The organism is Streptomyces sp. HmicA12, from assembly GCF_000373565.1.
GTDB lineage: Bacteria > Actinomycetota > Actinomycetes > Streptomycetales > Streptomycetaceae > Streptomyces.
Genome location: NZ_KB891800.1, coordinates 63,488 through 76,409, shown reverse-complemented (window position 1 = coordinate 76,409; position 12,922 = coordinate 63,488). Strand labels below are relative to the sequence as shown.

Below are 12,922 nucleotides of genomic sequence, written 5' to 3'. Positions count from 1 at the left end.
CCGTGGCGAACGGTTTTGGCGTGGCACCCGACTCTCGGGATGTATGCCGCTTATGCCTGATTTAGCGTTCTGGTATGTCGCCATTGCCCGATGAGGAACAGCCGCGCCCCCATCCGCCCCACGGGGAGCACGGGCGGCCGCCGACGCGGGCCGACCGCTGGACGAACTTCAAGGCGTCGCCGTTCCTGCCGGCGACGGTCCTGCTGTTCATCCTGGCCGCGGCCGCGGCGCTGTTCGCGGCCTCGTACACGTACTCCATGGCGAACCCGACCCCGCACCACATCCCGACCGGTGTCACCGGGAGCTACGACCAGGCACGCGGCAAGGAGTTCATCGGCGCGATGGAGAAGGCGCTCGACGCGCAGCTCGACATCGAGCCGTACGACTCGCGCGAGGAGGCCCGCAAGGCCATCGACCAGCAGCGGGTCTACGCGGTCCTCGACGTGCGGGACGGCGGGGCGCGGGTCGACCTGGACGTCTCCGGGGCCTCCGGCGTGACCGTCGCCCAGGTCTTCACGGAGGCCGCGCCCCCGGTCAGCAGGGCGACCGGCGTCCCGGTCACCGTGAAGGACCTGAACCCGCTGCAGAGCGGTGACCCGCGTGGCCTGACGATCTTCTACATCACGCTCGCCGCGGTGATCATCGGCTTCGTCGGGGCGATCCAGCTGAGCGTCCACGCGCGCGGGCTCAACCCGGCCGAGCGGATCGCCTTCACCGTCGCCTACGCCCTGCTCGGCGGGTTCGCCGTGGCGGCGGTCGCGGACTGGGGCCTGGGTGCGGTCTCCCTGCCCTTCGTCCAGTCCTGGCTGATCCTCGCGCTGACGATGTTCACGTGCGGGATGGTCTTCACGATGTTCAACACGTTCTTCCACCGCTGGGCGATGATCCCGACGTGGGGCCTGCTGGTGCTGCTCGGCAACCCGGCCTCGGGCGGCGCGGTCGCCCCGCCGCTGCTGCCCACGGTCATCGGCCGCGTCGGCCAGTGGCTGCCCCCGGGCGCCTCGTACAACGCGCAGCACACGGCGGTCTACTTCCAGGGCAACCAGCACGTGTTCCCGTATCTGGTGCTCGCCGTCTGGGCGTTGGTGTCGAGCGCCCTCTTCTGGTTCTGGCGGCACCGGCACCCGGGCGGGCGCGGGACCCGGCCGCTGCACGCGGCCGCCGTGTAGCCCCCGGTGAACGCAGTAGGCCCCGTCCGAGGACGGGGCCTACTTTCTGTGGCTGGGGCCGGGATCGAACCGGCGACCTATCGCTTTTCAGGCGATCGCTCGTACCAACTGAGCTACCCAGCCACGCAGTTCACGAGAAACTGCAGCGGTCCTGACGGGATTTGAACCCGCGGCCTCCACCTTGACAGGGTGGCGAGCACTCCAAACTGCTCCACAGGACCAAGCTGTGCGTGCAACAGTGTCGCACACGGTTTTACGTGCCCCCAACGGGATTCGAACCCGTGCTACCGCCTTGAAAGGGCGGCGTCCTAGGCCGCTAGACGATGAGGGCTATCGGCCCGCCTGCGCGCTTCGCAGCGCGTCGGGGACGTGAGAAGCATATGGGATGCGGGGAGCTATCGCCAAAACGGTTTACGGGGACCCGCTCGGGGCGCTCGGCGAGGGGGTCGCCCCGGGCTGGTTCTCCTTCGGCAGATGGCGGCTGACCTCGGCGGTCGTCAGGCCGAGACCGCCGAGCCTGATCTCGTCCCAGGCCTGCAGACGCTTGGTGGAGCGGTCCAGATAGAGGACCGACGCCTCGACCGGGTCCGGGTCGCCGTCGTCGTTGTCGACGGCACGCAGTCCGCTGCCGCCGGTCGAGCCCTCGACGCGCAGCCGGGTGCCGAGCGGGAGGACCTGCGTCTCCTGGTGGTGGATGTGGCCGGCGAGCACCAGCGGGACCGTGCCGTCCACCTCCTTCGCCGCGACCGGCTCGTGCGCGAGGGCGATGTCGACCGGGGTGCCGGCCGCCTCCTGGTCCCGGACGGCCGAGGCGAGGCGCAGGCCCGCCATGCGTTCGGCCGGGTCGCCCTGGGCCACGGTGGAGCGGTCCGGGGTGTACTGCGGGTCGCCGGTGCCGGCGAAGCGCAGGCCCGCGACCGTGGCCGCCTTCCCCTCGTCGAGGACGTGGACGTTCTTGAAGCGCTTCTTGTCGGAGAGGTACTTCTGCGTCGCCGTCTTCGAGTCGTGGTTGCCGCGGATCCAGACGTAGGGCGCGCCCAGGTCCTTGATCGGGTCGAGGAAGGCGTTCTCGGCGGCCGAGCCGTGGTCCATCGTGTCGCCGGTGTCGACGATCACCGAGATCCGGTACTGGTCCACGAGCGACGCGATGATCTTCCAGGACGCCGGGTTGAGGTGGATGTCCGAGACGTGCAGGACGCGGATCGTCGAGGGGTCCGGCTGGTACGTGGGCAGCGTGGACGTCACGTCGTAGAGCTTGGTGACGTTGGTGACCAGCCGGGCCAACTCCTTCTGGTAGACGTCGAACTCGGTGACGATCGAGCGTGCGTTGCCGACCACGGAGGGGGCGGAGCTGAGCAGTCCCGAGAACTTCGGCTCCAGGACGGACTTGGGGTTCCAGGTCGCGTACGCGGTCGCTCCCGACGCCGCGAGGAGGGTGAGCGCCAGCCCGCCCGCCGCCAGTGCGCGGCCCGGGCGGCGGTAGACCGCGAGGCCGAGCGCCGTCGCCCCGGAGACCACCGCCACGCAGGAGCGGATCGCCAGGTCGGCGGTGCCGTGCTCGACGTCCCGGGCCACCTCGTCCTGGAGCCCGGAGAGGCGCTCGGGGTGGTCGACCAGGGCCTGGGCGCGGGCCGGGTCGAGCTGGTCGACATCGACGTCGAGGCGGATGGGGGCCGTGTGGGAGTCGAGCTCCAGGGCGCCGAGCGGGGACACGTTGATCTTGGTGCCGCCGGTGAGGGACGGGCGCAGGGTCATCTTGGTGTCCATGGGGCCCACGGGGGCGCGCACGCTGCCGACGATGAGGAGGCCCAGCCAGGCGCCGAGCAGGACGACCGCGACGAGGCCGATCGCGCGGGCGACGGGGTGCGGCTGGTGGACCAGTTCGACGACGGGGCGCGGGTGGCGGGCGCGGTACCGCCGCAGGAGTGACCGGGGAGCGGCGGGGATCCCTCGTACACCCCGTACGGGACGGAGCCCCCGTATCCGATGGAGAGCTCGACGTGTCGCGGCGGCGGGCGAGCGGGCCATTGCTCCCGTATGCCCAAGTGGGCAGGTGGATATGCGGGTTGTACCGGACAATGGCCGTGTGCTGGAGATGACGCGCGAGGAGTTCGAGGAACTGGTCGCCGAGGCGCTCGACCGGATTCCGCCCGAGTTGACGCGGCTCATGGACAACGTGGCGGTGTTCGTGGAGGACGAGCCGCCCTCGGACGATCCCGAGCTGCTCGGGCTCTACGAAGGGACTCCGCTGACGGACCGCGGCGAGTGGTACGCGGGCGTGCTGCCCGACCGGATCACGATCTACCGGGGACCGACGCTGCGCATGTGCGCGTCGCGGGAGGACGTGGTCGCGGAGACCGAGATCACCGTGGTGCACGAGATCGCCCACCACTTCGGGATCGACGACGCGCGGCTGCACGCGCTGGGGTACGGCTGACGGTCCCCCGCCGGTGGTTCTTTGTGCGAGGTTTGTGCGGTGCGCGTGAGGTCTCCGTCACGCGCGTGTCCTCATCCCGGGCGCGGCAGTTGGGGACGGTGATCCCGTCTCGTGCCCGGATGCCCGGAGGTGCTCGCCCGTGCGGCAGCTGCCCGTTTCCCTTCGCTCGGTCGGCCGGCTCGCCGTGACCGCCGCCACCGGGGCGGCCGTCGTCGCGGCCGCCGGATGCATGAGCGTCGCCGACGACAGCCGTCCCTCGGCCTCGTCGTCGCCCGCCTCGCACCGCGGCGGCGGGGCCGCGCCCGACGGCGGGACGGTGGTCTCGGACCGTGCGGGCGGGGTGGGGGCGCGGGCCGGGTCGGCGTCCCCGTCGGAGAGCGAGTCGGCCGCCGGGTCCGCGTCGCCGTCCGCGTCGGCTTCCGGCTCGGCGTCCGCCTCGCCCGGCCGCGGGGGCTCGAAGCCGCCGCGGGAGACGCCGTCGGCGACGCCGTCGGCGCCGCGCAGTACGCCGTCCTCGCCCTCCCCGACGAAGGCGTCGCCGACCCCCACGCCCACGCCGTCCCCCTCGACCGCGGAGCCGTCGTCGTCCGCGCACGAGCAGTCCACGCCGGAAGGCGGCGCGGAGCCCGCGCCCAGGGCCGGGGAACCGGTCTAGCGACAGCGCCGTCGTTTGCGAGTGCGGGGCGCTCGCGCGCCGCCTCCCGTGCCCCCCGCGGCACATGCTGTGACCCGGGTCTCAGGGGTGCGGTTTGCCTTGGGGGGTGGGGAGTGCGTATGGTGGTAGATCGTTTGATCCCATTTGCCCGGCGCCGTACAGGAGCGCCGCGTGGCGCGTACTCTCCCTTGCCGTGGCTGGACCGCATTGAGGCGGTCGATTTGCGAAAGTGCAATTACACGGAGTTGACGGGCGCGTGCCGAGACTCCGGAAGGTTTCGCATTTCGCATGTCCATTTCCAGTTCTGACCAGGCCGTCCTGCCCGCGAACGACGAGGCCGGCGACGCCGTCCAGGCCATCGCCGTCGACGAGACGACCGACACCGTCGCCGTGGGCGCGGCCACCGAGCCCGCCCAGTCCGACGACACCGACGACACCGCCGAGGCCGACGAGCCCGGCATCACCTTCGCCGACCTCGGGCTGCCCGAGGGCGTCGTGCGCAAGCTCGCGCAGAACGGCGTGACCACGCCGTTCCCGATCCAGGCCGCGACCATCCCGGACGCCCTGGCCGGCAAGGACATCCTCGGCCGTGGCCGCACCGGCTCCGGCAAGACCCTCTCCTTCGGCCTCCCGACGCTGGCCCGCCTCGCCGGCGGCCGCACCGAGAAGCACAAGCCGCGCGCCGTCATCCTCACCCCGACCCGTGAGCTCGCGATGCAGGTCGCGGACGCGTTGCAGCCCTACGGCGACCAGGTCGGCCTCAAGATGAAGGTCGTCTGCGGCGGTACGTCCATGGGCAACCAGATCTACGCCCTGGAGCGCGGCGTCGACATCCTCGTCGCCACCCCGGGCCGTCTGCGCGACATCATCAACCGTGGCGCCTGCTCCCTGGAGAACGTCGAGGTCGCCGTTCTCGACGAGGCCGACCAGATGTCCGACCTGGGCTTCCTGCCCGAGGTCACCGAGCTGCTCGACCAGGTCCCGGCCGGCGGCCAGCGGATGCTGTTCTCGGCCACGATGGAGAACGAGATCTCCACGCTGGTCAAGCGCTACCTGACGAACCCCGTCACGCACGAGGTCGACAGCGCGCAGGGCAACGTCACGACGATGTCCCACCACATCCTCATCGTGAAGCCCAAGGACAAGGCGCCGGTCACCGCCGCGATCGCCTCCCGCAAGGGCCGCACGATCATCTTCGTCCGCACCCAGCTGGGCGCCGACCGCATCGCCGAGCAGCTCTGCGACTCGGGCGTGAAGGCCGACGCGCTGCACGGCGGCATGACGCAGGGTGCGCGCACCCGCGTCCTGGAGGACTTCAAGAAGGGCTACGTCAACGCCCTTGTCGCCACCGACGTCGCCGCCCGCGGCATCCACGTCGACGGCATCGACCTGGTCCTGAACGTGGACCCGGCCGGCGACCACAAGGACTACCTGCACCGCGCGGGCCGCACCGCGCGTGCCGGCCGCACGGGCACGGTCGTCTCCCTGTCGCTGCCGCACCAGCGCCGCCAGATCTTCCGCCTCATGGAGGACGCGGGCGTCGACGCCGGGCGTCACATCATCCAGGGCGGCGCCGCCTTCGACCCGGAGGTCGCCGAGATCACCGGCGCCCGCTCCATGACCGAGGTCCAGGCCGAGTCCGCGGGCAACGCGGCGCAGCAGGCCGAGCGTGAGGTCACCGAGCTGACCAAGCAGCTGGAGCGTGCGAACCGTCGCGCGGCCGAGCTGCGCGAGGAGGCCGACCGCCTCACCGCCCGCGCCGCCCGTGAGCGTGGCGAGGACGAGGAGGGCGTGGCCGCGGCCGTCGCCGCCGCGACCGAGGCTGCCGCCGAGGCCGTCGCCGTCGCCGCCGCCGAGGTGCCGCGTCAGGAGGAGCGCCCGGAGCGTTCGTCCTCGTACGAGCCGCGTCAGCGTCGTGACGAGCGGGGCAACTACGAGCGCCGTGACCGCCGCGACGACCGTCGTGACGGCGACCGTGGTGGCCGTTCCTTCGAGCGTCGTGACGACAACCGTGGCGGTGGCTTCCGCCGCGACGACAACCGTGGTGGCGGCTTCCGTCGCGACAACGACCGTCGTGACGACCGTGGTGGCCGTTCTTTCGAGCGTCGTGACGACAACCGTGGTGGCGGCTTCCGCCGCGACAACGACCGTCGTGACGACCGTGGTGGCCGTTCTTTCGAGCGTCGTGACGACAACCGTGGCGGTGGCTTCCGCCGCGACGAGAACCGCGGTGGCGGCTTCAACCGCGACGAGAACCGTGGTGGCGGCTTCCGTCGCGACAACGACCGTCGTGACGACCGTGGTGGCCGTTCTTTCGAGCGTCGTGACGACAACCGTGGCGGTGGCTTTCGCCGCGACGACCGTCCCGCCGGTGGCCACCGGGGCAGCGACCGCCCGTTCAACCGCGACCGTCGCGACGACCGCCCCTCGGCCGGCGGCCACCGTCCCTACGGCCGTCGTGACGACCACCGCGGCGCCGGTTCCGGTTCGTCCTCGTCCTCGTCCTTCGGACGCCGCGACGACAAGCCGCGCTGGAAGCGCAACGGCTGACACTGATCGCCACTGATCGCTGAAGCGGGCCCATCCCTTGCCGGGGTGGGCCCGCTTTGTCGTGCCCACGCTGCTAGGCTCCGGGAGCCCATGTAACGGGCAATCACTTCTGTGTCGAGGGGCCCCACACCCTCCATGGCTCACGCATGGTTCAAGGAGGGGCATTGCCTCGTCGGGGTCGTCTTCTGTCGGTGTCGCTGGCCGCGCTCATGGCGCTCGGCACCGTGTCTCTCACCTTCGCGGAGCCGGCGGGTGCCGCCGACGCCGAGACCGTCGTCGCGACGGACGGCGTCTGGGGCATCGACATCGCCGGCGGTTCCCTCAGCACTGTCGAGAAGGCCCCCAACGGGGAGCAGTTCGTCACCAACCGCACGGTCTCGGCGGACGGTGCCACGGTCGGTGCCGTGTCCCGGCGTGGGTTCGCCGGTACGTACGCGGTCGGGGACCACGCCGAGCGCGTCGCGTGCGACGCTCCGGGCGGCTGCGTGCCGCTGCGGGCGACCGGCGACGGCAGCGTCGGCTACTTCACCGTCGAGAGCGACGGCACCCAGCGGGCGCAGATCTGGCTGAGCCCGAACTCGTACCACTCCACCGACGAACCCGCCGTCACCGGCGGCCGGTTCACCGACGCGAGCGGCCGCTTCTTCGCCTACTCCGCGGACTCCACCGGCAAGCAGTACGTCGACTCGGTGCAGAGGTACCGCACGGAGGACGTACGCCTGACGCGCACCGCGACCGCCGCTTCCGTGTGGGGTACGCGGCTGTGGACGCCGGGGTCCGGGGCGGGCGTCGTCACCTCGTACGACCTGAAGACGAAGAAGACCGTCACGACGGTGTCCACCGGGGCGCCGTGCACGGTCAAGGAGCTTCAGGTGACCGGGCGCTGGCTGTACTGGAACTGCGGGCCCACCGGCGCCGCGGGTGTCTACGACCTCACCGCGAAGAAGAACATCACCGTGCCGTCCGGGCCCGCGCTCGTCGGTGACGGCTATCTCGTCCAGCACGACCGGACCGCGGGGAAGCTGGAACTCACCGACTTCCACACCGGCGCGGCACAGGCCCCGCGCGCGGTCGCCGACCTGCCGGCGGGCGGCACCGCGGACCAGCGCCGGCTGACCTGGGCCGTGGACCGGTTCGGTGGCGACATCGCGTACGTGGGCGAGGACAAGGCCGTCCACATCGTGCAGAGCGGCGTGCCGGCGCAGGGTCTCACGAAGATCGAGTCGGACCTCGACGACGAGACCCTGGACGCCAAGGGCCGCAACGGTGCCTCCACCACCTGGGACAGCACCTGGCAGTTCAACAAGCCCGCCACCTGGACGTTCGCCGTCAAGGACAGCCTCGGCAAGACCGTGCGCACCCTGCGTGGCGGGGACGGCGCCTCGGCGCAGGTGGAGTGGGACGGCAGGACCGACGCGGGCACGTACGCCTACAACGGCAGCTACACGTGGGCCTTGACCGCGACCGCCGCCGATGGCACCGGCACCTCCGTCACCACGGGCACCGTCGACCTCACCGGCGGGCTGCAGGGCCACCACGACCTGGGCGGCTTCCGCTTCGGAGAGATGGTCACCCTCAACTCCTCCGGCGGCCTGACGCTGCACTACACCGAGGGCAAGGGCACGCTCGACTGGAAGCAGTCCGGCTCCGGCTGGCCCGCCGGGACGCTGGCCGTGCCGTTCGGCGACATGGGCAGCGACCGGTGCGCCGAACTGCTGGTGCGCACGCCGTCCGGCGAACTGCGCCGGTACGCGGGCAAGTGCGGCAGCGGCGCCTACGTCCCGGGCAGCAGCCACACCTCGCTGGGCACCGGATGGAACGCGTACAACGTGCTGACGGCCCCCGGCGACCTGACCGGCGACGGCCGCACGGACCTGCTCGCCCGCAAGGCGTCCACCGGCGACATCTACGTCTTCGCGAACGACGGCCACGGCAAGCTGCTCGCCGGCAAGAAGATCCGCTCCGCCTGGACGACGTACAACCACATCGTCGGCGTCGGTGACCTGAACGGCGACGGGATCGGTGATGTGCTCGCGCGGCGCAAGGACGGGACGCTGTTCCGTTACGACGGGGCGGGCGACGGGACGCTGAAGGACCGGGTCACCGTGTTCACCGACTGGGGGTCGACGTACAACACGGTCGTCGGCGTCGGTGACATCACCGGCGACGGGAAGAACGACCTCGTCGTGCGGGACACGTCGGGGAACCTCTACCGCAACGACGGCAAGGGGAACGGGTCGTTCACGTCGCGGACGAAGATCGCGACGGGCTGGAACGTGTACAAGGGCGTCTTCTAGCGGGACGGTCGGGCCCTTTGGGCCTTGATCGACCGCATGTCATGCCCCCGGCGAGGGAATCGCTGGGGGCATGACAAGCGACCTGAACAAGACAGCCGACCAGGATCCGCCGCCCGGCCCCGCGACGCCCGGCACCGGCACCGGCACCGGCACGGCCCCCGGCTCCGACGAGGAACGTCTCGCGCAGCTCGGCTACACGCAGGTCCTGGCCCGCCGGATGTCGGCGTTCTCCAACTACGCCGTCTCCTTCACGATCATCTCGGTGCTCTCCGGCTGCCTGACGATGTACCTGTTCGGCATGAACACGGGCGGCCCGGTGCTGATCACCTGGGGCTGGGTCGTGGTGGGCCTCATGACCCTCTTCGTGGGGCTCGCGATGGCCGAGATCTGTTCCGCGTATCCGACCTCGGCCGGGCTGTACTTCTGGGCGCACCGGCTCGCGCCGGAGCGGTCCGCGGCTGCGTGGGCCTGGTTCACGGGGTGGTTCAACGTGCTCGGGCAGGTCGCCGTGACGGCGGGGATCGACTTCGGCGCGGCGTCCTTCCTCGGCGCGTACCTGAACCTGCAGTTCGACTTCGAGGTGACGCCCGGCCGCACCATCCTGCTGTTCGCGGGGATCCTGGTGCTGCACGGCCTCCTCAACACCTTCGGCGTGCGCATCGTCGCCTTCCTCAACTCCGTCAGCGTCTGGTGGCACGTGCTGGGTGTCGCGGTCATCGTGGGCGCCCTGGCCTTCGCGCCCGACCACCACCAGTCCGCCTCCTTCGTCTTCGGCGAGTTCGTGAACAACACGGGCTGGGGCAGCGGCGCGTACGTCGTCCTCATCGGGCTGCTGATGGCGCAGTACACCTTCACCGGCTACGACGCCTCCGCCCACATGACGGAGGAGACGCACGACGCGTCCACCGCCGGGCCGAAGGGCATCGTGCGGTCGATCTGGACCTCGTGGATCGCGGGCTTCGTGCTGCTGCTCGGCTTCACCTTCGCCATCCAGTCGTACCAGGGCGCGCTCGACTCCCCGACCGGGGCGCCGCCCGCGCAGATCCTCCTGGACGCGCTGGGCGCGACCACGGGCAAGCTGCTCCTGCTCGTGGTCATCGGCGCGCAGCTGTTCTGCGGCATGGCGTCCGTGACCGCCAACTCCCGCATGATCTACGCCTTCTCGCGCGACGGTGCCCTCCCCTTCTCCCGGGTCTGGCACACGGTGAGCCCGCGCACCCGGACGCCGGTCGCGGCGGTGTGGCTGGCGGCGGCGGGGGCCCTGGTGCTCGGCCTGCCGTACCTGATCAACGTCACCGCGTACACGGCCGTGACGTCCATCGCCGTCATCGGGCTCTACATCGCCTACGTCATCCCGACCCTGCTGCGACTGCGCAAGGGCGCGTCCTTCGAGCGCGGGCCGTGGCATCTGGGCCGGTGGTCGGGTGTGATCGGCGTGATCGCGGTGACGTGGGTGGCCGTCATCACCGTGCTGTTCATGCTGCCGCAGGTGTCGCCGGTGACCTGGGAGACCTTCAATTACGCGCCGATCGCGGTGCTCGTGGTGCTCGGTTTCGCGGGGGTTTGGTGGCTGGTGTCGGCCCGCCGCTGGTTCCTCGCCCGCTCCTGACCGGCCCCGGAACACCGATACCCGATCGGTGTTCCGGGCCCGTCGGGCTATGCTCGGGGGTGCGTCGGCGCGGTCGGCGTGTGGACCCTTAGCTCAATTGGCAGAGCAGTGGACTTTTAATCCATTGGTTGTGGGTTCGAGTCCCACAGGGTCTACGGGAAGCAGGCGAGGGAGATCTCCCCCTCTGACCTGCTACGCAGCGTCCGGGTCGGCTTCGGCGGGCTCGGGCGCCGCGTCGTTTTCGGGGCACGCGTGAGCGCGCGCGGGGTCGCTGCCGGCGCGTGGCACCGGCAGCGACCCCGTCGACGAACTAGCCGTTCGCGCAGGAGTTGCCGAACGCCGGGTTGAGCAGGCCGATCAGGTTGGCCGAGTTGCCGCAGGCGTTGATCGGAACGTCGACCGGGATCTGGACGACGTTCCCGGAGAGCACCCCGGGGCTGTGCGCGGCGACGCCGGAGGCGCTGGCCCCGTCGGGCCCGTCCAGCGCCGAGGCGACGGCCGCGGAACCCAGAACAGAAGTCGCGGCCAGCACCGTGGCGGCTGCGAATGCGCGAAGACGCATTGAATCTCCCTGATAGGTGAGCGAATATGACGCGCCTATCAGATCGTCATCCGGAACTTGAGGCGCGGAATTGCGCTGACGGCGGGCGTGTCCCCAGGGGTGTATCGCGGCACGGGACCAGTGAGTCAATACCGTCGTTCCACTGCCTGATCCACGCGAACCCATTTGCTCGGGCGACGAGTTGACCGAGGCGGTTCAGGGATCTCCCGTCCGTGCGCGCGCCAAAGGCGAACCACAGCCTCGTAGATCGGAGTCTCTGATGCGGAATCCGACGGGCCCGTCGGATCGCTTCTCTTCATCTCCATGCCGTGCTCAACGAAGTTCACCGGCCGAAGGAAGCGAGGGCGCCCCGCCCGGGGCGGCGGTCACTTCTTCTGCAGAAGCCGCGCGACGCGGGGACCGAGCCAGCCCTTCAGGGACCGTAGCGCCTGCGTCCGGTCGACCGCCCGGTCCACCCGGTAGTACAGCTGCGGCGGAATGTGGGGGAGCAGCGGGGAGTGGCGCTGCCCCAGCAGGGCGAACATCTCGTGCGGTTCCAGGTGGATGTACCGCGTCAGGTTCTCGTACCAGTTCGCACTGTGGCGTGCCGCGCTCTGGAGCGGGAGCAACTCACGTCTGCGGACCCGCTCGTAGCGCCCCAGCGCGGACGGGAGCGTGCCGGGTTCGCTCAGCGCCCGGGCCAGCGCCATGGCGTCCTGCATCGCCAGGGTGGTGCCGGCGCCGATCGAGTAGTGCGTGGTGTGGGCGGCGTCGCCGAGCAGGACCAGGTTGCCGTGCGACCAGACGCGATTGGTGACGGTCCGGAACCGCTGCCACGGCGACGGCCCGTCGGCATCGGTGCGGTCGATGAGCGGGTGCCCCCGCAGCGGTTCCGCGAGCAGGTCCTCCAGCAGCTTCAGGGCGTCGGCCCGCTCCATGGCGTCGAGACCCAGCCCCGCCCAGGTGCGGGGTGAGCACTCGACGATGCAGGTGCTGTGGGTTCCGTCGAAGCCGTACGCGTAGCACCAGAGCCACCCGTGGTCGGTCTCCACGAAGGCGAAGGTGAAGGAGCGGAACACCCGGGTCGTCCCGAGCCAGACGAACCGATTGTTTCCCAACGAGACCTGGGTGCCGAAGTGTTCCGCGTGCTGGTCGCGCAGCCTGCTCCGGGAGCCGTCGCCCGCCACGATCAAGTCGCCTTCCAGGGCGGGACTTTCAGGCGTGAGTACGTGGCCGTAGTGGACGTCGACGCCCAGCGACGTCGCCCGCTCGGCCAGGATCTCCAGCAGCCGGTGGCGGCCGATCGCGAAGCCCTCGTCGCCGTGGTGGGTCGTGGTCCGGTCGCGGATGTGCGCCACGCCGCCGTTCCATCGCACCGAGTGCTTCTCGATGGCGCGTGCGGACACGTCGTCGTGTGCCGCGAGCGTCTCGAGCATCTCGGGCCAGTAGGTGACGCCCCATCCGTAGGTCGCCCCCGCGGGGTTCCTCTCGTGCACGCTGACGTCCCAGCCGCGGTGCCGCGCCTTCAGCAGGATGGCCAGATACAGGGACGCGGGCCCTCCACCTGCGCAGACCACCTTCATGTGTGCTCTCCCTTGCCGCGGGCGGAGGTACCGGTCGGCACCACTGGGGGAAACGACCATGTGACCGTCCGGTTCTCCCGT

9 protein-coding genes and 4 tRNA genes are annotated in these 12,922 nt (G+C 70.7%); 6 read left to right on the top strand and 7 right to left on the bottom strand.

The genetic code is table 11. The features are described 5' to 3' along the window. Positions 1-74: 74 nt before the first annotated feature. On the top strand, positions 75-1,169 hold the full coding sequence (locus B072_RS0108605) for a hypothetical protein (RefSeq protein ID WP_051127128.1): 1,095 nt from the start codon (positions 75-77) through the stop codon (positions 1,167-1,169). A 49-nt stretch (positions 1,170-1,218) separates the two neighbouring features. Here B072_RS0108605 and B072_RS0108600 read toward each other — a convergent pair. From B072_RS0108600 to B072_RS0108585, 4 genes are all read right to left on the bottom strand, one after another. Further along, a tRNA-Phe gene (locus tag B072_RS0108600) sits at positions 1,219-1,292 on the bottom strand. Positions 1,293-1,315: 23 nt separating this feature from the next. Then, a tRNA-Asp gene (locus B072_RS0108595) sits at positions 1,316-1,390 on the bottom strand. 37 nt (positions 1,391-1,427) lie between these two features. Next, positions 1,428-1,500, bottom strand: a tRNA-Glu gene (locus tag B072_RS0108590). An 80-nt stretch (positions 1,501-1,580) separates the two neighbouring features. Beyond that, positions 1,581-3,197, bottom strand: a complete 1,617-nt coding sequence (locus B072_RS0108585; RefSeq protein WP_018529534.1) for a metallophosphoesterase family protein — start codon at positions 3,195-3,197, stop codon at positions 1,581-1,583. 58 nt (positions 3,198-3,255) lie between these two features. Between B072_RS0108585 and B072_RS0108580 the strand changes: the two genes are divergently transcribed. Next, positions 3,256-3,606, top strand: coding sequence for a metallopeptidase family protein (locus B072_RS0108580; protein ID WP_018529533.1), 351 nt, complete (start codon positions 3,256-3,258; stop codon positions 3,604-3,606). 57 nt (positions 3,607-3,663) lie between these two features. On the opposite strand, the gene B072_RS48080 is transcribed toward B072_RS0108580, so the two are convergent. Next, positions 3,664-4,212 (bottom strand): hypothetical protein, encoded by a 549-nt coding sequence (locus tag B072_RS48080; RefSeq protein WP_018529532.1) that lies wholly within the window; start codon positions 4,210-4,212, stop codon positions 3,664-3,666. Between the two features lie 337 nt (positions 4,213-4,549). Between B072_RS48080 and B072_RS0108570 the strand changes: the two genes are divergently transcribed. The 4 genes from B072_RS0108570 (at position 4,550) to B072_RS0108555 (ending at position 10,872) form a co-directional block, all read left to right on the top strand. Then, positions 4,550-6,811: a DEAD/DEAH box helicase gene (locus tag B072_RS0108570; protein ID WP_018529531.1), complete on the top strand. Its 2,262-nt coding sequence runs from the start codon at positions 4,550-4,552 to the stop codon at positions 6,809-6,811. Between the two features lie 164 nt (positions 6,812-6,975). Continuing rightward, positions 6,976-9,108, top strand: a complete 2,133-nt coding sequence (locus B072_RS0108565; RefSeq protein ID WP_026245591.1) for an FG-GAP-like repeat-containing protein — start codon at positions 6,976-6,978, stop codon at positions 9,106-9,108. Between the two features lie 70 nt (positions 9,109-9,178). Continuing rightward, complete coding sequence (locus tag B072_RS42825) at positions 9,179-10,717, top strand: amino acid permease (RefSeq protein WP_018529530.1); 1,539 nt, start codon at positions 9,179-9,181, stop codon at positions 10,715-10,717. An 82-nt stretch (positions 10,718-10,799) separates the two neighbouring features. Continuing rightward, positions 10,800-10,872: transfer RNA gene (locus B072_RS0108555), tRNA-Lys, on the top strand. 155 nt (positions 10,873-11,027) lie between these two features. On the opposite strand, the gene B072_RS0108550 is transcribed toward B072_RS0108555, so the two are convergent. Both B072_RS0108550 and B072_RS0108545 read right to left on the bottom strand, forming a co-directional pair. Beyond that, positions 11,028-11,279, bottom strand: coding sequence for a chaplin (locus B072_RS0108550; RefSeq protein WP_018529529.1), 252 nt, complete (start codon positions 11,277-11,279; stop codon positions 11,028-11,030). A gap of 365 nt (positions 11,280-11,644) precedes the next feature. Next, complete coding sequence (locus tag B072_RS0108545; protein ID WP_018529528.1) at positions 11,645-12,841, bottom strand: FAD-dependent monooxygenase; 1,197 nt, start codon at positions 12,839-12,841, stop codon at positions 11,645-11,647. Positions 12,842-12,922: the final 81 nt, after the last annotated feature.

Coding starts and splice junctions, on each gene's coding strand:
- B072_RS42825 (WP_018529530.1), top strand. CDS start 9,179: ATGACAAGCGACCTGAACAAGACAGCCGACCAGGATCCGCCGCCCGGC.
- B072_RS0108605 (WP_051127128.1), top strand. CDS start 75: ATGTCGCCATTGCCCGATGAGGAACAGCCGCGCCCCCATCCGCCCCAC.
- B072_RS0108585 (WP_018529534.1), bottom strand. CDS start 3,197: ATGGCCCGCTCGCCCGCCGCCGCGACACGTCGAGCTCTCCATCGGATA.
- B072_RS0108570 (WP_018529531.1), top strand. CDS start 4,550: ATGTCCATTTCCAGTTCTGACCAGGCCGTCCTGCCCGCGAACGACGAG.
- B072_RS0108545 (WP_018529528.1), bottom strand. CDS start 12,841: ATGAAGGTGGTCTGCGCAGGTGGAGGGCCCGCGTCCCTGTATCTGGCC.
- B072_RS0108550 (WP_018529529.1), bottom strand. CDS start 11,279: ATGCGTCTTCGCGCATTCGCAGCCGCCACGGTGCTGGCCGCGACTTCT.